This window comes from Streptomyces sp. MK37H, from assembly GCF_018035285.1.
Lineage (GTDB): Bacteria > Actinomycetota > Actinomycetes > Streptomycetales > Streptomycetaceae > Streptomyces > Streptomyces endocoffeicus.
Genome location: NZ_JAAAYH010000032.1, coordinates 1 through 20083, shown reverse-complemented (window position 1 = coordinate 20083; position 20083 = coordinate 1). Strand labels below are relative to the sequence as shown.

The following is a 20083-nucleotide window of genomic DNA, read 5'->3' as shown; positions in this document are numbered from 1 at the left end:
CTCACCGGTCGTCGTGGTCGCTGCCGCCGGAAGCGGCGTCTTCGAGTTCGCGCAGGATGTGCTCCTCGACCAGGTCGGCGAGGGCGGAGACGGTGCGCGCGGTCAGAATGTCCCGCGGGGTCAGATCGACGGCGAACGCCTCCTTGGCGCGGGAGGCGATCAGCAGACTGCGGACCGAGTCACCGCCCAGGGCGAAGAACTCGTCCTCCGCGCCGACCGGCGACACCTCCAGCACCTCCGACCAGATCTCCGCGATGACCTCCTCGGTGGGGGTGCGCGGGGGGATGTGGGCGGCCGGTGCGGCGGTGATGGTGGCGGGGCCGGGCGCGGGCAGCGCCGCGCGGTCGGTCTTGCCGTTCTCGTTAAGCGGCAGCCGGTCCAGCACGGCGAACGCCGACGGGACCATCGGGCCGGGGAGCGTCCGGCCCAGATGGGTGCGCAACTCGGTGTCGGCCGGGGCACCGGCCCCGGGTGCGAGGACCAGATGGGCCACCAGCCGGCGCACCCCGGGCTCGTCCTCCCGCACCGTCACCACGGCCTCCGCGACGGCGGGGTGGCCGCACAGCGCGGTCTCCACCTCACCGGCCTCGATGCGATGGCCGTGCAGCTTGAGCTGGTGGTCGCCGCGTCCCAGATGGTGCAGGCGGCCTTCCGCGTCGTAGCGGGCGAGGTCACCGGTGCGGTACATCCGGGAGCCGGGCGGTCCGAACGGGTCGGCGACGAACCGGGCGGCGGTCAGCCCGGCACGGCCCAGATAGCCGCGGGCGAGCGACGGACCGCTGACCCACAGCTCGCCGGCCACCCCCACCGGCACCGGGCGCAGCCGCGCGTCGAGCAGATGCACTCGGGTGTTGGGGATGGGCCGCCCGATCGGCGGCGGGGTGCCGTCGGGGTGGAGCGGCTCGGACCAGGTGGCCACCACGGTGGTCTCGGTCGGTCCGTACGCGTTGATCATGCGGTGGTGCGGCGCCCAGCGGGCGGCCAGGTCCGCGCCGCAGGCGTCCCCTCCCACGATCAGCGTCCGCAGATCGGGCAGCTCCCGCTCGGTCCCCGGGGGCAGTGTCGCGAGGGCGGCGGGCGGGATGAGGGTGTGGGTGATCCGCTGCCGCCGCAGCACGTCCGCGAGATGGCCGCCCAGCAGCGGGCCGGGCTCGGGCACCACCAGCGTGGCCCCGGACGGCAGCGCCATGCACAGCTCCAGCACGGAGGCGTCGAAACCGGGCGAGGAGAACCGCAGCACCCGGTCGCCCGGCCGCACCTGGAAGTGCTCGGCCTCGGCGGCGGCGAACCCAGCGATCCCGCGGTGGGTGACGACCACGCCCTTGGGCATTCCGGTGGACCCGGAGGTGTAGATCACATAGGCGGGGTCGTCCGGGTGGACGGCGGTGAGCCGGTCCGCGTCCGTGGGGCGGTGCGCCGGGCCGTCCGGCGCCTCGGCCTCGGCGGCCCGCTCGATCACCAGATGCGGGGCGGAGTCCTTGAGCATCAGCTCGACGCGCTCGGCCGGGTAGTCGGGGTCGATGGGCAGATAGGCGCCACCGGCCTTGGCCACCGCGAGCCGGGCGACGACGGACTCCACCGAGCGGGGCAGCACCAGCGCGACGATCCGGCCGGGGCCCACGCCCTGCCCGATGAGGTGATGGGCCAGGCGGTTGGCCCGGCCGTCCAGCTCCGCGTAGGTCAGCCGGAGGCCGGGGGAGTCCACCGCCGTCGCGTCGGGCCGGCGGTCCGCCGCCGCCTCGACGAGCTCGGCCCAGGTCGCCCGGGGCAGCTGCCGGGCGGTGTCGTTCCAGTCCACCAGGAGGCGGCGGCGTTCGGCGGCCGGAAGGATGTCGATGCGGTCCAGCGGCAGTTCGTCGGGGGCCGCGGCCAGCGCGCCGAGGAGATGGGTGAGCCGGTCGGCCAGCGCCCCGGCGGTGGACTCCTCGAACAGCCGTGGGTCGTAGCCGAGTTCCACGGACAGTTCGGATCCGGGCGAGACCACCACGGTCAGCGCGTAGTTGGTGGACTCCAGGGCGTTCAGATCGCGCACCCGCAGCCCGTGCTCGGCCGCCGCGGAGCTGTTGATGGGGTAGTTCTCGAACACCACCAGGCTCTCGAAGAGGTCCGCCCCGGCGGGCAGTTCGCTCCAGCCCCGCAGCTGGGCCAGCGGCACCTGGCCGAAGCCGCGCGCGTCCGCCTGCTCGGCCTGGAGCTCGCGCAGCCAGGCGGCGGTACCGGCGGTGCCGTCCACCGCGCACCGCACCGGGAGGGTGTTGATGAAGATGCCGGTGATGTCGTCCGCGCCGGGCAGCTCCGCCGGCCGCCCGGAGACCGTCGTCCCGAAGCAGACGTCCGACTCACCGCTCAAGCGAGATACGAGCAAGGCCCAAGCGCCCTGCACGATCGTATTCAGCGTGAGCCGGTGCCGCCGTGCGAAGTCCTGGAGTGCGGCGGTGTCCCGCTCACCGAGCCGGTGCGACAGCCAGCGCGAGGACCGGGTGGCGATCTCCGGCGTCGGCCTGCGGTCATAGGGGAGGGGAGTGGGAGAGGTGAATCCTCCCAGGGCCTGCCGCCAGTGCGCCTCGGCGCGCGTGCGGTCCTGACGGGCGAGCCAGGCCACATAGTCGGCGAACGGCCTGCGGGCCGGCAGTCTCGGCTGCTCACCGGCGGCCAGGGCGGCATGGGCGGCGAAGACATCGCCGAGCACCTGGAAGACGCTCCAGCCGTCCAGCAGCACATGGTGGAAGGTCCACAGCACCCGCACCTCACCGGGGGAGAGCCGGGCCAGGGTGACGCGGAGCAGCGGGGCCGCGGTGAGCTCGATCCCGCGGGCGCGGTCCCGGTCCAGCAGCCGCTCCAGCTCGGCCGTGCGCTCGTCCTCCGTGAGGCCGCTCCAGTCGAGCTCCTCGACCGGTACGGCCGCGGTGCGGCGGACGATCATCAGGGGCTCGGGCACATCGTGTACCACCACCGCGCCGCGCAGCACCGGGGTGCGGTCCACGACATGCTGCCAGGCGGCGGCCAGCACTCCGGAGTCGCCGACCCCGTCCAGGACGAACGTCGCCTGCTCCACATAGAGCCCTTGGCCCCGCTGGGCCAGGGCATGGAAGACCAGCCCGGACTGGGTCGGGGTCAGCGGATGGATATCGGCCACGTCCCGGCCGTCGCCCGCCAACCGGTCGACGGTCTCCTGGTCAAGAGCGGCCAGCGGGAAGTCCGACGGTGTCCGCCCGCCCGCGTCCGGGCGGGTGCACAGCCGGACGATCGCCCGCAGCTCCTCCGCCATCTCCTCGGCGAGCCGGCGCACCGTGGCGCGTTGGTGCAGCGACCGGGAGTAGGACCAGCTGAGTTCGAGCCGCCGGTCCGCCACCTGGCCGATCACATCGAGCAGATGCGGCCGGGGCGCCTCCGGGCTCATATCGCCCTCCAGCCCACCGGTCAGGGCGTGCAGCAGACCACCCGCCGGGGGCTCCCAGTCCTGCTGGCCCAGGTAGTTGAAGCTGATCTTCGGGGCGGCGGGAAGCCCGGCGGCGGCCGAGCCGGACAGATGGCGCAGCGCGCCGTAGCCCAGGCCGTTCCCGGGGACCGCCCGCAGCCGTTCCTTGACGGCCTTCAGCGTCCGTTCCAGCCCTGAGGAGGCGGGGGCCTCCAGTACGACGGGGAACATGCTGGTGAACCAGCCGACCGTACGGGACAGATCGACCCCGCCGAAGATCTCCTCCCGGCCGTGCCCCTCCAGGGCCACCGCCACCGTGTCCCGGCCGGTCCAGCGGGCCAGCACCCGTCCCAGGGCGCACAGCAGCACGTCGTTGACCCGGGTCCGGTACGCGCCCGGCACCTCCTGCAGCAGCAGACGGGTCTCCTCGGCGTCGAGCCGGACGGTCACCTGCTCCTCCGAGGCGGCGGTGTTGGGGCCCTCGCCGTCCGTGGGGAGGTCGGCGGCGCCGTGGGAGGCCGCCCAGTGGTCGCGCTCGGCGTCGAAGCCCCCGGCGGCGGTGTGCTCGGTCAGACGCAGCGCCCAGGTGCGGAACGACGTGGTCTTGGGGCCCGGCTCCGGTGTCCGTCCCGCGACGATCTGCCGGTAGGCGGTGTCGAGATCCTCCAGCACGATGCGCCAGGAGACGGCGTCCACCACCAAGTGGTGGGCCGTCAGCAACAGTACGGGCCGTTCCGCCTCGCCCCGGGTGAAGAGCACGGCGCGCAGCAGCGGTCCCCGGGCCAGATCGAACCCGGCCCGGATCCGCCCCGCCGTCTCCCGCATCACCGCGTCCCGCCGCTCCGGCGCCACGACGGACAGATCGTGGACGTCCCAAGCCGGCTCCGCGTCCGGCGGGGCGTTGTGCTGGCGCACGGCGCCGTTCTCGGTCCGCTCGAAGCGCAGCCGCAGGGCGTCATGGTGGGTCAGCACCGTGGACAGGGCGGTGCGCAGCGCGCCCTCGTCCACCGGCGCGGTCAGTTCGGCCGAGACCGACTGGGTGAAGTGCCCCGCCGTGGCGTCGAGTTGGTCGAAGAGCCAGTGCTGGATCGGGGTCAGCGGCACCTCCCCGACGACCGGACCCCGCTCGGTCGCGGTCGCCGTGGCCGGGGCCTCCCGCGCGGCCGCCGCCAGGTCCGCCACGGTCTGGTGAACGAAGAGATGGCGCGGGGTCAGCTCGATCCCGGCCCGCCGGGCGGCGGAGACGATCTGGATGCTGAGGATGGAATCGCCGCCGAGGGCGAAGTAGTTGTCCTCCACGCCGATCCGCTCCACACCGAGCACCTCCGCCCAGATGGCGGCGAGGGCCTTCTCGGTCTCCGTGCGCGGCTCGACATGGCCGGTGGCGCGGGCCGCCCAGACGGGCGCGGGCAGCGCACGCCGGTCCAGCTTGCCGCTGGACCCCAGCGGCAGCCGGTCCAGGACGACCACGGCCGAGGGGACCATATGGTCCGGCAGACTCGTGGCGAGGAAGGCGCGGATCGCGGCGGTGTCCACCGGCGGGGAGCCCGGGACCTGCACCACATAGCCGGCCAGCCGCTTGTGACCGCCGGTGTCGACGACGGCCGCGGCCGCCCCGGCGACACCGGGATGGCGCGCCAGCGCGGCCTCGACCTCGCCCAGCTCGATACGGAAACCGCGCACCTTGACCTGGTCGTCGGTTCTGCCCAGGTACTCCAGCTGCCCCCGCTCGTCCCAGCGGACCAGGTCGCCGGTGCGGTACATCCGGCCGCCCGCGGGGCCGAACGGATCGGCCGTGAACCGCTGCGCGGTCAGCCCCGGCCGGCCGAAGTACCCCCGGGCGAGCCCCGGCCCCGCCAGATAGAGCTCTCCCGGCACCCCGACCGGCACCGGCCGCATCCGCGCGTCCAGTGCGTAGGCCCGGGTGGCGGCCACCGGGGCGCCGATGGGCGGGGTGCGGTCCGGATCGGCGGGGTCGCAGGTCCAGGCGGTGGCGTAGACGGTCGCTTCGGTGGGCCCGTAGATGTTCGCCACCCGGCAGCCGGGGATGGCCGCCCGGACCTCCTTCACGGTGCGGGCGGCGAGCCCCTCGCCCGCCAGCACCACGGTGCCCGCCGTCACCGAGACCGACCCCTTGCCGAGCACCTGCCCGAGCGCCGAGGGCACGGCGCTGATCAGGCTCGCCGTCCAGCCTTCCCTCCGCTCGGCCAGCGTGAGCAGATCGCGGACGATCTCGATGGCCCCACCGGCCAGCAGCGGGCAGAGGATCTCGAAGACCGACACATCGAAGTTGAGGGAGGTCGAGGCCACCACATGGGAGAGCCCCTGGGCGCCGAACTCCTCCCGCGCCCACGCCGCCAGGGCGGCCACGCTCCCATGGGTGACCACGACGCCCTTGGGCGTTCCGGTCGACCCCGAGGTGTGGATGGCGTACGCCGGATGGCCGGGGAGCAGCGGGCAGCGCCGCTCGGCGTCGCCGATGTCCTGGGCGGGCAGTTGGGCCAGCCGCCCCCGGAGCTCCGCGTCGTCCAGCAGGATCCGGCCGCCACCCGCTCCGGCGGGAATCCGGTCCGCCACCTCCCCGGTGGTCACCACCGTGTCCGGGGCGATGTCGCCGAGCATGAAGGCGATCCGCTCCGCCGGATACGCCGGGTCGACCGGGAGATAGGCCGCCCCGCTCTTGAGCACCGCCAGCACCGCCACCACCAGTTCCGGTGTGCGCGGCAGGGCCAGGGCCACGAAGTGTTCCGGCCCGGCGCCCGCGGCGATCAGCAGCCGGGCCAGCCGGTTGGCGCGCTCGTTCAGCTCCCGGTAGGTCAGCGGTCCGCCGTCGCCCATCACCGCCACCGCGTCCGGCGTACGGGCCGCCTGCGCATCGAAGAGCGCGGGCAGCACCGCGTCCGGCGCCGCGGAGACCGGGCCGCTGAAGCGGTCGAGGATGCCGCGTGTCTCGGCCTCGCCGACCAGCGGCAGTTCATCCAGCCGCCGCTCCGGATCGGCCGCCATCTCCACCAGCAGATTCCGCAGACAGCCGCCCAGCCGCTCGATCGTCGGGGCGTCGAACGCGTCGGGGTCGTAGTCCAGGCAGATCGACAGCCGCTCCTCGGGCGCCACCACCACGCTGAGCGCGTAGTTGGTGGGCTCCACATCCCGCTCCTGCCGGATGCCCAGACCGTGGGCCGCGATGGCCTCGCTGTCGAACGGGTAGTTCTCGAAGACCACGATGGAGTCGAAGAGGCTCACCCCGCCGGGCACCTCACTCCAGCTCCCCAGCTGCGCCAGGGACACGAACTCGAAGAGCCGGGACTCCGACTGCGCCGACTGCAGCTCCCGCAGCCAGTCCAGCAGTCCGCTCTCCCCGGCCACCCGGACCCGGGTGGGGATGGTGTTGATGAACACCCCGACCATGGACTCGACGCCCGGCAGCGCGGCCGGCCGCCCCGAGACGGTGGTGCCGAAGCACAGGTCGTCAGCCCCGCTGTACCGGGAGAGCAGCAGCGCCCAGGCGCCCTGCACCACCGTGTTCATGGTCAGCCCGCCCCGCTGCGCGGTCATCCGGAGCCGGGCGGACTCCTCGGCGCTCAGCGTGACCCGGTGCGAGCCCGAGGAGGCGCTGCGGTGCGCCTCCGGCGCGGGCCGGTCGCGCGGCAGTTCGGTGGGCGAGGTGAACCCGGCCAGCGCCGTACGCCAGTACCGCTCGGCCTCCGCCGTGTCCTGGTCGCCGAGCCAGCCCAGGTACTCGCGGAACGGCCGGCGGGCGGGCACCACGGGCGCCCGTTCCGAGGTCAGCGCCGCGTACCGCTCGCAGACCTCGTCGAAGACCTGTGCCGCGCTCCAGCCGTCGAGCAGCACATGGTGGAAGGTCCAGACGATCCGCACCTCGTCGGCGGACAGCCGGATCAGCGCCAGCCGCATCAGCGGCGCAGTGGCCAGGTCGATCCCCTCGGCCCGGTCCTCGGCGAGCATCCGGTCCAGCTCGGCCTCGCGCCACTCCTCGGGCCGCCGCGTCCAGTCGTGGTGGACGATCCGGAGCGCCGCCCGGTCTGTCACGACCTGGAGCGGCTCCGGGGTGTCCGCCCACACCAGATGGGTGCGCAGGATCGGATTGGCGTCCACTGTCCGCCGCCACGCGGTGGCCAGCGCCTGTGGCTCGCCCACCCCGGTCAGCGTCAGCTGGACCTGGTTGACATACGCGTCCGACGCCGGGTCCATCAGCCCGTGGAACAGCATCCCGGCCTGGGTCGGGGTCAGCGGATAGATGTCCTCCACCGCCCGGCCGTCGGCGGCGATCCGGTCCACCGCGGTCTGGTCGAGCCGGGCCAGCGGGAAGTCCGACGGGGTACGGCCGCCCGCCGCGGGATCGGCGCAGTGACCGATGATCTCCTCCAGCGCGCGGAGCATCCCCCGCGCCAGCCCGGCCACCGTCTCCTCGGTGTGCGTCCCCGAGCCGTAGTACCAGGTGATCTCCAGGCACCGGCGCTCCACCCGGCCCACGACGTCCAGCAGATGCGCGCGGGCCGTGTCGGGCGCGGCGTCACCGCTCAGACCGCCCCGTACGGTGCGGACGAGACCGGTGTCGTCATCCGCCGCCGACCAGTCGAACTGTCCGAGGTAGTTGAAGCTGATGCCGGGCTCCGCCGCGCCCCGGAGCCCGGAGTCGGGGGAGAGGTGGCGCAGCGCGCCGTGGCCGATGCCACGTGTGGGCACCGCCCGCAGCTGCTCCTTGACGGACTTCAGCGTCTCGCCCCAGCCACCGCCCGGGACGTCCAGGGCGACCGGATAGAGGCTGGTGAACCAGCCGACGGTGCGGGACAGGTCCACCCCGTCCAGCAGATGCTCCTCCCGGCCGTGGCCCTCCAGGTCCACGGCGATCCGGCGCCGCCCGGTCCAGTCGGCGAGCACCCGGCCCAGCGCCGCGAGCAGCACATCGTCCACACGGGTGCGGTAGACCTCGGGGACCTGCCGCAGCAGCGCCTCGGTGCGCTCCCGGTCCAGCCGGACGGTGACCGAGGCCATGGACGCCACCGTGTTGTCCCCCTCGCCGTCCACGGGCAGCCCCGCGGCGCACTCCGCGGTCACCGCCCGCCAGTGGGGGAGTTCGGCGTCGAAACCACCGGCGGCGGTGTGCTCGGTGAGCTTTCGGGACCAGTCCCGTACGGATGTGGTGCGAGGGCCGAGGCCGTCCCGCCCGCCCGCGAGCAGCCGCTGGTACGCGGTGTTCAGATCCTCCAGCAGCACCCGCCAGGAGACACCGTCCACCACGAGGTGGTGGGCGGTGAGGAAGAGCGTCGGCCGCTGCGCCTCTCCGCGGTGGAACAGCCGCGCGGCCAGCAGCGGACCCCGCGCCAGGTCGAACCCGGCCTGCGCCTCCGCCATCGCCGCGTCCTCGACGGCCCGGCACTGGTCCGCGTCGAGCCCCGACAGGTCGTGCTCCCGCAGGGGCGCCGGGGCCGTCAGGTCCGGCTGCGGGCAGTACTGCCGCGGGCTTCCGTCGGCGCCGGGCTCGAACCGCATGCGCAGCGCGTCATGGTGGACCAGCAGCGCGTCGAGCGCCGCGCGGAGCGCGCGGAGGTCCGGTTCCCGCTGGAGCTCCACGACCACGGACTGGTTGAAGTGGCCGGGCCGGTCGGTCCGCAGACGCAAGAACCAGTGCTGGATCGGGGTGAGTGGCACCTCACCGGTCACCGGCCCGGTGTCGGCGGCGGGCGCCGCGGTCGGGGTGGTGACGGCGGCGAGCGAGGCGATGGTCGGGTGCCGGAAGAGCTCGCGGGGGGTGAAGGCCAGCCCCGCCTGCCGGGCGCGGGAGGCCACCTGGATGCTGAGGATCGAATCCCCGCCCAGATGGAAGAAGTTGTCCTCGGCGCCGATCCGCTCCCGCCCCAGCAGGGTGCCCCAGATCTCCGCGAGGGCCCGCTCGGTGTCGGTACGGGGCGCCACATACCCCGCCGTCCCGGCCGCCGCCGGGTCGGGCGCGGGCAGCCGGCGGCGGTCCACCTTGCCGTTGCGGGTGAGCGGCAGCGCGTCGAGGGTGACGAACGCCGAGGGCACCATGTAGTCGGGCAGCAGGCCGCCCAGGAAGGACCGCAGCTCCCCGGCGTCGGGCACCTCGGCCCCGACCACCGGCACCGCGTAGCCGGTCAGCAGCGTGCGATCGCCCACCCGGGAGAGCGCGACGACCGCCTCCGCCACGGCCTCGTGACGGGTCAGCGCGGCCTCGATCTCGCCCGGCTCGATGCGGAAGCCCCGGACCTTCAGCTGGTCGTCGGCGCGGCCCACGAAGCGCAGTTCACCGTCGTCCGTCCAGGCCACGATGTCCCCGGTGCGGTACATCCGGGAGCCGGGCGGCCCGAACGGATCGGCGATGTACCGCTCGGCGGTGGCGCCGGGGCGGCCATGGTAGCCCCGCGCCACCCCGGCGCCCGCGATGTACAACTCCCCGGGAATGCCCGGCGGTTGCGGCTGGAGGGCGCCGTCGAGGACGTACGTCCGGGTGTTGTCCAGCGGCCGTCCGATGGGCAGCGAGCGCGGCAGCTCCTCCCCGGCGCGGAAGGGGCGCCGGGTGGCGAAGGTCGTGGTCTCGGTGGGCCCGTAGCCGTCCATCACCGTCAGGTCCGGGCAGGCCACGAGCACCCGGCGCACCGCGCCCGGGGGCACCGCCTCACCGCCGGTCCACACCTCCCGGGCGCCGCGCAGACACTCCGGCGCCTCCTGCGCCAGCAGCCGGAACAGCCCGGCGGTCAGCCACAGACAGCTCACCCCGTACTCGGCGATCGCCCGGCGCACGGTGTCCGCGTCCACGTCCCCGGCGGGCGCCAGCACGGCCCGGCCGCCGCGCAGCAGCGGCACCCACAGCTCGTATGTCGAGGCGTCGAACGCCTGGGGCGAGTGCACCAGCACCCGGTCGTGGTCCGCGAAGGCGCGGTCCGCGACGAGGGCGGTCACATCGCGGTGGCGCACCGCGACGCCCTTGGGCCGCCCGGTGGAGCCCGAAGTGAACATCAGATACAGGGCGTTGTCGGGGGAGAGCGCCACGTTCGGCGGCTGCGACGGGCCGTCGTCGCCGTCGGGCTCCACGAGCAGGGTCCGCGCGGCGTCCGAGATGGTCGCCGCCGTGCGCTCCCACGCGTGGTCGGTCAGCAGCACCTCCGCGCCCGCCTCCGCCAGCACGCTCCGCAGCCGGTCCCCGGGGGCGCGGATGTCCAGCGGTACGTACGCCCCGCCCGCCTTGACGACCGCCAGCAGCGCCACCACCAGCTCCACCGACCGGTCCATCAGGACGGCCACCGGGCGCTCCGGGCCGACGCCGTGGCCGATGAGGCGGTGGGCCAGCCGGTTGGCGCGGATGTCCAGCTCCCGGTAGCTCACCGGGCCCGCCTCGCCGTCCAGGGCCGTCGCGTCCGGCGCACACCGCACCCGCTCGGCGAACAGCCCGGCCACCGTGGACTCGGGCAGCGGGACCGCGGTGTCGTTCCACTCCCGGAGCACCTGGTCGCGGCGGGCGGCGGTGAGCAGCGGAAGGTGTGCGGGCGCCCGGTCCGGGGTGTCGGCCATGGCCGTCAGCAGCACCGTCAGGTGCTCCGCCATGCGCCGGGCGGTGGCCTCGTCGAACAGCGCCGGGTCGTAGCCGAGCCGCAGCGCCAGCTCCTCGCCGGGGTAGACCACCAGGGACAGCGGGTAGTTGGTGGTCTCGACGCCGTTCAGCTCGCGCAGGGCGAGGCCGTGCGCGGCGGCGAGGTCCCCGCCGATCGGATAGTTCTCGAAGACCACGATGGAGTCGAAGAGGTTCACCCGCTCGGGCAGAGCGGTCCAGGAGCGCAGCCGGGTGAGCGGTACGAAGTCGAACCGCCGGTCCTCGGTCTGCCCGGACTGCACCGTGCTCAGCCAGGACAGCAGGGTGGACCCGGCCGGAACCGTGAGGCGGGTCGGCACGGTGGTGATGAACAGCCCGTTCATCGTCTCCACGCCCGGCAGCTCCGGCGGCCGTCCGGACACCGTGGTCCCGAAGACCACGTCCTCGCGGCCGGACCGGCGGGCCAGCAGCAGCGCCCAGGCGCCCTGCACCACGGTGTTCAGGGTGAGCCCCTCGTCCCGTGCCAGGGTCTGGAGCCGCTGGGTGGTGGCGGCGGGCAGGGTGACGCGGAGGTCTTCGGTGGACTCGGCGTGATGGGTCTCGGTGGGCTCCCGGTCGTACGGCAGCGGGGTGGGCTCGGTGAGATCGCCGAGCCGGGCCCGCCAGTGCTGCTCGGCCAGGGCCCCGTCGCGCTCCCGCAGCCAGGCCACATAGTCGCCGAACGGGCGGCGGCCGGGCAGCCCGGTGGCCATGGCCGCGCCGGACGCCCCGTCACGCGCCCGTGCGTGGCAGTGGAAGACATCGGAGAGCACCTGGAACAGGCTCCAGCCGTCCAGGATCAGATGGTGGAACGTCCACACCACCTGGACCTCGGTCTCCGACAGCCGGGCCAGCGCCAGCCGCGTCAGCGGGGCGGCGGCCAGGTCGAGCCCGCGCTCCCGGTCCTCGGCGAGGAACCTCCCCAGCTCCTGCCGGCGCTCGTCCGGGCCGGACAGATGACGCCAGTCGAGCAGGGCCACCGGGATCCGGACCCCGCGCTCCACCACCTGGACCGGCTCCGGCACCCCTTCCCACACCGCCCGGGCGCGTAGCACCTGGGTGCGGTCGGCGACCTGCTGCCAGGCCGCGGCCAGCGCCGCCGGCTCCGGCACCCCGTCGAGGACGAAGGTGAGCTGCTGGAAGTAGGCCCGCCGGTCGCCTTGCGCCAAGGCGTGGAACAGCATGCCCGCCTGGGTGGGGGTGAGCGGGTAGATGTCCTCCACCGTGCCGCCGTTCCCGGCCAGCCGGTCCACGGCGGCCTGGTCGAGGGCGGCGAGCGGGAAGTCGGACGGGGTGCGGCCGCCCGCGCCGGGCGCGCTGCCGTGCCGGGCGATCTCGCACAGCGCCTCGCGGAACTCCCCGGCGAGCCGGGCGACCGTCTCCTCCCGGTGCAGCCGCGCGGAGTAGAACCAGGTGAACTCCAGGTGGTCCCCCCAGGCCCGGCCCACCACCTCCAGCGGATGCGGGCGCGGTGAGCTGGGGTCGGCGTCCAGGGCCAGCTCCCGGTGCAGACCGCGGAAGAGCCCGTCGCCGCCGCCCGGCGCCTCGAACCGGCCGAGGTAGTTGAAGCTGATCCCGGCCGTGGGGCCGTCGGGGAGGCCCGCGTCATCGAGCAGATGGCGCCGCACCCCATAGCCCAGACCACGCCGTGGTACGGCCCGCATCTGCTCCTTGACGGACTTGAGGACGTCGCCCCAGCCGCCGTCCGGAAGGTCGAGCGCCACCGGGAAGCGGGTGGTGAACCAGCCGACCGTACGGGACAGATCCAGGTCCGCGAAGAGCTCCTCCCGGCCGTGGCCCTCCACGTCCACCGGCACCCGGTCGCGCCCGGTCCAGCGGCGCAGCACCCGGGCCAGCGCGCTCAGCAGCACATCGTTGACCTGTGTGCGGTAGACCTCGGGCAGCGTCTGGAGGAGTGCGGCGGTCTCCTCCGGGCCGAGCCGGACGGTGACCGACCGGGCCGAGGCATAGGTGTTCACCGCGCTTACCCCGGCCGTGCCGTGCAGGTCCGTCGGCAGCGAGGGGTCGCAGGCCCCGGCCAGACCGGTCCAGTGCGCCTCCTCGTCGGCGAACCCGCCTTCCCCGGCATGGGTGTTGAGCCGCAGCGCCCAGCGGCGCAGCGGCGAGGACTTCGCGGGAAGCCCGGCGCCCTCGTCCCGGGCCGCCCGCCGGTAGGCGCTGTCGAGATCCTCCAGGACGACGCGCCAGGACACCCCGTCCACCACCGCGTGATGGATGGTGAGGTGGAGGACCGGGCGCGGCCCGGCGTCCCGGTCGAGCACCGCCCGCATCAGAGGCCCCTCGGCCAGGTCGAAGCGGCCCAGGTGCTCGGCGCCGGTGGTCTGGAGCGGTACGCGGACGGCGGCCGGGTCCTCGATCCGCTGGTACCAGCCGCCGTCCCGCCGCTGGAAGCGGGAGCGCAGGGCGTCATGGTGGTCCACCAGCGCGTCCAGGGCGTGCCGCAGCGCGTCCTCGTCCACATCCTCGGGCAGCACCAGGGAGATGGTCTGGTTGAAGTGGCCGGCCCGCTCGGGGTCGGCGGTGAACAGCCAGTGCTGAATGGGGGTCAGCGGCAGCTCCCCGGTGGCCGTCTCGTCCCCCTCGGAGGTGGGCTCGGCCGGGGCCGTGGTGGTGTCCAGGTGCAGGGCCAGCGCGGCGATCGTCTGATGGCGGTAGACATCGCGCGAGGTGATGGCGAGCCCGGCCTGCCGTGCCTGGGAGACCAACTGGATGCTGAGGATCGAATCGCCGCCGAGGGAGAAGAAGTTGTCCTCCATCCCCACGCGCTCCACGCGCAGGATCCGGGCCCAGACCGCCGCCAGGGTCCGCTCGGTGGCGGTCCGGGGCGCCACATAGCCCGGTGCCGCGGCCTCGGCCCAGTCCGGCTCGGGGAGCCGGCCGCGGTCCAGCTTGCCGTTGGGGTTGAGGGGCATCCGCTCCAGGACGACGACCGAGGCGGGCACCATGTAGTCGGGCAGCGAGCGACGCAGGAACCGCCGCAGCCCCGCCGGGTCGGGCTCCGCGCCCGCGGCGGCCACCACATAGCCGATCAGCCGCTGGTGGCCGTCCGTCTCCCGGGCGACGGCCGCCGCCTCGGCGATGTCGGGGTGGCGCAGCAGCGCCGTCTCCACCTCGCCCAGCTCGATGCGGAAGCCGCGGATCTTCACCTGGTAATCGGTTCTGCCGACGTACTCCAGCCGGCCTTCGCCGTTCCAGCGGACCAGGTCACCGGTGCGGTACATCCGGCTGCCGGGCGCCCCGAAGGGGTCCGCGAGAAAGCGGTGGGCGGTCAGCCCGGGCCGCCGCAGATAGCCCCGGGCCAGGCCCTGCCCGCCCAGATACAGCTCACCGGTCACCCCGGGCGGCACCAGCCGCAGCGTCGGGTCCAGTACGTACGCGCGGGTGCCCGCGACCGGGCGGCCGATCGGCGGGGCCTGCGCGGGCGCCTGGCCGTCGCAGAACCAGCCGGTGGCGTACACCGTGGCCTCGGTCGGCCCGTACAGATTGGCGATCCGGCAGGACGGCATGGCCTCCCGGATGTCCCGTACGGTCTGGGCGGGCAGCGCCTCGCCCGCCAGTACGACGGTCCGGGCCCAGTCCGCCGGGCGATCCTCGCCCAGCAGCCGGGAGAACACCGAGGGCACCCCGCTGAGCAGCCCAGTCGCCCGCGGCCGCCCCTCGGGATCGGTGAGGGCGAGCAGATCCCGCACCACCTCGACGCTGCCGCCGGCCAGCAGCGGGCAGAGGATCTCGAAGACCGACACATCGAAGTTGAGCGAGGTCGAGGCGACCACGTCGGTCAGCCGCTCCCGCCCCAGCTCCGCCTCGGCCCAGGCCGCGAGCTCCGCCACACTGCGGTGGGTGACCACCACGCCCTTGGGCCGGCCGGTCGATCCGGAGGTGTAGATGACATAGGCGGGATGGGCCGGGACCAGCGGCCGGAGCCGCTCGGCGTCGGTGATGTCGCCGTCCGCGAGCCCGTCCAGCCGGGCGCGTACCCCCGGGTCGTCCAGCAGCAGCGGTGCGGCGTCCGCGGGCAGGCAGCCGGCCGCCCCGGTGGTGGTGAGGACGGTCGAGGGCGCGGCGTCCTCCAGCATGAACGCGATGCGCTCGGCGGGGTATTCGGGGTCCACCGGCAGATATCCGGCGCCCGCCTTGAGCACCGCCAGCAGGACGACGACGAGCTCGGCCGAGCGGGGCAGCGCGAGGGCCACCAGCCGCTCGGGGCCGGCACCACGGTCGATGAGCAGCCGCGCCAGCCGGTTGGCGCGCCGGTTCATCACGTCGTAGGAGAGGCTGATGTCCCCGCAGGTCACGGCGGTGGCGGTAGGCCGCCGCGCCACCTGGGCGGCGAAGAGGCCGGGCAGGGTGGCCTCGACCGCGGGCCGCTCCGGCCCGTTCCAGGCGTCGAGCATCGCATGCCACTCGGCGTCGGCCAGCATCCGCAGCTCGATCAGGGTGGCGCCGGGGTCGGCCACCATGGCGGTCAGCAGCCGGTGCAGATGCCCGGCCATCCGCTCGATCGTGGCGGCGTCGAACAGATCGGAGTTGAACTCGACGGTCAGCCCCAGCGAGCCGTCGTCGCGGGGCAGGAACTCCAGCACCAGATCGAACCGCGCGGCCGGGCGCGGCAGGGAGTGCTCGGTGATCCGCACACCCCCCGCCTCCTGGGCGGGCACCATGGCGCTCTGCTGGACGACCAGCGCCTGCACCAGCGGGTTGCGGCTGGGGTCGCGGCGCGGGGCCAGCTCCTCGACCACCCGCTCGAACGGCAGCCGGTCATGGCTGAAGGCGTCCAGCACCGTCTCGCGCATCGCGTCCAGGAACCGCTCGACCGTGCTGTCCCCGTTCACATCGGCGCGCAGCACGAGGGTGTTGACGAAGAACCCGGCGACCGACTCCAGCTCCTTGCGGTGGCGCCCGGCGGTCACGGTGCCGAAGGCGATGTCCCGTTGGCCCGAGTAGCGGGAGAACAGCACCGCGACGGCGGCCGCGAGCAGGGTGAACTGCGTGGTGTCCCGCTCCCTGCCGAGCCGGGCCAGCCCCGCCACCAGCTCGGCGGGCAGCTCACGGCGGTGCACCGCGCCCGCCGTGGTGCGCACCGGCGGGCGCGGACGGTCGGTGGGCAGCTCCAGCGTCTGTATCCCGGCCAGCCGGCCCCGCCAGTACTCCAGATCGGCGTCCTCACCTGCGGTGGCGGGACGGCTCCGCTCCCACACCGCGAAGTCCGGGTACTGGAGGGCGGGCTGGGGGAGCGCGGCGTCGGTGCCGGACACCTCGGCGGCGTAGAGCGCGGCCAGTTCGCGCACCAGCAGCCCGACCGACCAGCCGTCGGTGACGATGTGGTGCTGCGCCAGCAGCAGGATGTGCTCCTCGTCGGCGAGCCGGATCAGCAGCGCCCTGGTCAGCGGGGACTGTCTCAGGTCGTAGGGCCGGTTCAGCTCGGCGGTCAGCGTGGCGTCGAGCGCCTCGGCGCGCCGCCGCGCCGGATGCCCGCCGAGGTCGAGCTGCTCGAGCGGTACGGTCCCGTGCGCGGCCACCTGCTGCACCCCGTGTCCGTCCACCGTGGCGAAGGTGGTGCGCAGGGCGTCATGGCGGGCGGCGAGCCGGTCCAGCGCCCGGCGCAGCGCGGCCGCGTCCAGCGGGCCGTCGAGCCGCAGTCCGGCCCCGGTGTTGTACTCGGTTCCGCCGGAGGTCAGATCGTCCAGGAACCACAGCCGCCGCTGGGCGGAGGACAGCGGCAGCGGACGGTCGCGCGGCGCGGGCGGGATCGGCGCCTCGGGCGTGTCGGCCGCCGCGGCGGGCAGCTTGCCGGCCAGCCGCGCCACCGTCCTGGCGTCGAGCAGATCGCGCAGCGAGAGCTCCATGCCCAGCTCGGCCCGGATCCGGGTCAGCAGTCGCACGCCGAGGATTGAGTCGCCGCCCAGGCCCAGGAAGTCGTCCTCCACGCCCACGGTGTCCACCGGCAGCACCTCGGACCAGATGCGGGCCAGGGCCTCCTCGGCGGGGGTGCGCGGGGCGATGTGGCGCGAGTCGCCGTCCGGCGCGGAGCGCGGGGCGGGCAGCGCCTGCCGGTCGATCTTGCGGTGCGGGGTGAGGGGGAACGCGTCCAGTACGACGTAGGCGGACGGCACCATATGCGCCGGCAGCACGCGGGCCACCGCGGCACGCACCTCCGCGGCCTTCGGCGAGGTCCCGCCGCTGGGCGGCACCACATAGGCGACCAGCCGCTTCTGACCGGGCTCGTCCTCCCGTACGGTGACCACGGCGGATCCCACCTGGGGATGGCGGGCCAACGCGGCCTCCACCTCGCCCAGTTCGATACGGAAGCCGCGTATCTTGACCTGCTGGTCGGCCCGGCCGAGGAATTCCAGTTCGCCGTCGGCGTTCCAGCGGACCAGGTCACCGGTGCGGTACATCCGCGAGCCGGGCGGGCCGAAGGGGCAGGCGGTGAACCGCTCGGCGGTCAGCCCCGGCCGGTCGAGATAGCCGCGGGCCAGGCCCGCCCCGCCGATGCACAGCTCTCCCGTGACCCCGATCGGCACCTGCCGCGCCGCCTCGTCCAGCACGAACACCCGGGTGTTGGGCAGCGGACGGCCGATCGGCGGGGCGCCGGAGCCCGCCGCCAGAGCGTCCGTCCAGGAGGCCACGACCGTGGCCTCCGTCGGGCCGTAGGAGTTGACCATCCGCCGCCCGGGTGCCCACAGGTCCACCAGATCGGCGGGGCACGCCTCCGCGCCCACGATCAGCGTGCGGAAGTCGGACAGCCCGTCGTGGAGTTCCTCCGGGGGCACAGTGGCGAGCGCCGCCGGGGGGATCAGGGCATGGGTCACCCGCCTCTCCCGCAGGACCGACGCCAGCTCGGCGCCCAGCAGGGGCCCCTCCGGGGGCACCACCAGCGCCGCCCCGGCCAGCAGGGAGGAGCACAGCTCCAGGACGGAGGCGTCGAAGCTGGGCGAGGAGAACTGCAGCACCCGGTCGCCCGGCCGGACCTGGTAGTGGGCCGCCGTCGCGGCCGAGAAGTTGCCCAGACCGGCGTGCGGTACCAGCACGCCCTTGGGCACCCCCGTGGAGCCGGAGGTGTAGATGACATACGCGGGATGCTCGGGGCACAGCGGGCCGAGCAGTTCCCCCCGGCCGGGCGCGTGATCCGGGCCCGCCCCGGCCCCCAGCTCCCGGATCCGCGCCGGGTCGTCCAGCACGGCCACCGGCCGGGCGTCGGCCAGCATCATGGCCCGGCGCTCCTCGGGGTGCGCGGGGTCGATCGGGAGGTAGGCGCCACCGGCCTTCGCCACCGCCAGCTCGGCCACCACCAGTTCGGCCGAGCGGGGCAGCACCAGCGCCACCACGCGCTCCGGACCCACGCCCTGCCCGATGAGATGGTGGGCCAGCCGGTTCGCCCAGCGCTCGACCTCCCCGAAGGACCACTCGCGCCCGTCCGCCACCAGGGCCGGAGCCTTGGGGGTGCGCTCCGCCCAGACGGCGAAGAGCTCGCCGAGCGGTGCGCGGGAGACGGCGCGGTCCGTGGCGTTCCACGCCTCCGGAGGGAGGTCCGGGACGGGTTGGGTTGCGGACACCGATGAGGTCTCGTAGTGGTCCGTCATGGTGGGTTGTGGCCCTTCAGAGCGGTTGAACGGGCGGATATGGGGGGCGGCTCGGGCCGGCGGGCGCCGAGCCGGTGTGCCCGCGCCCGGCCGGGGGAGATGTGGGGAGAACGGCCGTGTGCGGGGCGGTGGGCCCTCAGACCAGGGCGCTCTTACGGGCCATCCGGCCCGAGAGCTGGATCCGGTCCACGGCGCCGGTCCGCGGATCGCGGACGAAGCGCCCGCCGGGGAGCCTGCGTCCGGAGGAGGGGTCCACCAGATCGCAGGTGAGGTCCTCGTGGCAGACCAGCGGCGCGGGGAGGTCGCCGTCCACGGACAGGGCGAGACCGCCGCCGTCGCTGATGGTCACCTGGTACTCGATGTCGCCGTTGAGGTAGATCCCGGTGCACTGCGAGGTCACGGCCATGGGGGTGGCCCGGCGCCGTGGGCTGGGTGTGGGGGGCACCCGGACGCCGGTGATCTCGCCGAGGACATCGGTCAGTTCGTTCCACAGCTCGGTGCCGGTGCCCGCGTTGGCGGTGAAGCCGACCACCGCGCCCGTGGCGGGATCGGCCCGCAGGAAGCAGGAGGTGCCCTGGGCGTTGCCGTCGTGCCCGAACCACAGGCTGTCGCCGTGCCGGAAGAGCCCCCAGCCCAGGCCCCAGCCGTCGGCCAGCACACCGGGGTCGGCGCCGGGCACCGGGCGGCGCATCTCCTCCGCGAGCTCGCGGGGCAGCAATCCCGAGGCCCCGTCGCCGAGATGGGCCCGGCCCAGCGCCACCAGATCGAGGGCACTGGCCCTCAGAGCGCCGGCCGCGGCCTCGGCGGGGGCGAGGTTCTGCCGCACCGGCCGCGTTCTGCCGGTGGTCTTGTTGGCCGAGTGGCCGCGCGCCGTGGGCCGGTGCGGAGCGCCGGCCGTGCCGATGAAGGACGGCACGGTGCCCAGCGGATCGAGCAGAACGGACCGCACGGCCTCCTGCCAGCTCATCCCGGTGACCGTCTCGATCAGCCGGCCCGCGGCCACGAAGCCCGCGTTGGAGTAGGAGAAGTCCGTCCCCGGGGGCATCACCAGGGTGCGGTCGGTGCAGTGGTCCAGCAGATAGCGCGCGGCGGTCAGCGAGGCCACCTGGTCGGAGTCGGGTCCGGACGGAAGCCCCGCGGTGTGGCTGAGCACCTGGCGCACCGTGCACGGCGGACCGGACCGCCGCAGCTCCGGCACATGGTCGCCGAGCCGGTCGTCCAGCTCCACATCGCCGTCCGCCACCAGGAGCATCACCACGGTCGCGGTGTACGCCTTGGTGATGGAGCCGATGGGCACGGCCGCGTCGGCGGTGCACGGCTCACCGGTGTCCGCGTCCAGGACGCCGGTCTCCACGGCGAGTGTCATTCCGCCGCTGTGCAGGGCGAGTTGGGCACCGGGCACCTGATGGGCGCGGGCCAGGGCGGTCAGCCGGTCCTCGAGGACGCGGCGTA

General features: G+C 74.4%; 2 protein-coding genes. Both read right to left on the bottom strand.

Going from position 1 to position 20083, the window contains the following annotated elements; all coding sequences use genetic code 11:
* Position 1 precedes the first annotated feature (1 nt).
* Positions 2 to 18631 (bottom strand): non-ribosomal peptide synthetase, encoded by an 18630-nt coding sequence (locus GWI24_RS07680; RefSeq protein ID WP_210945141.1) that lies wholly within the window; start codon positions 18629 to 18631, stop codon positions 2 to 4.
* Positions 18632 to 18767: 136 nt separating this feature from the next.
* The coding region (locus tag GWI24_RS07675) for a serine hydrolase (protein WP_247616030.1) at positions 18768 to 20083 on the bottom strand (1316 nt) is incomplete at its 5' end.

What these genes read in the sequence shown, in the direction of transcription:
- GWI24_RS07680 (WP_210945141.1), bottom strand. Translation starts at nt 18,631, where the DNA reads ATGACGGACCACTACGAGACCTCATCGGTGTCCGCAACCCAACCCGTC.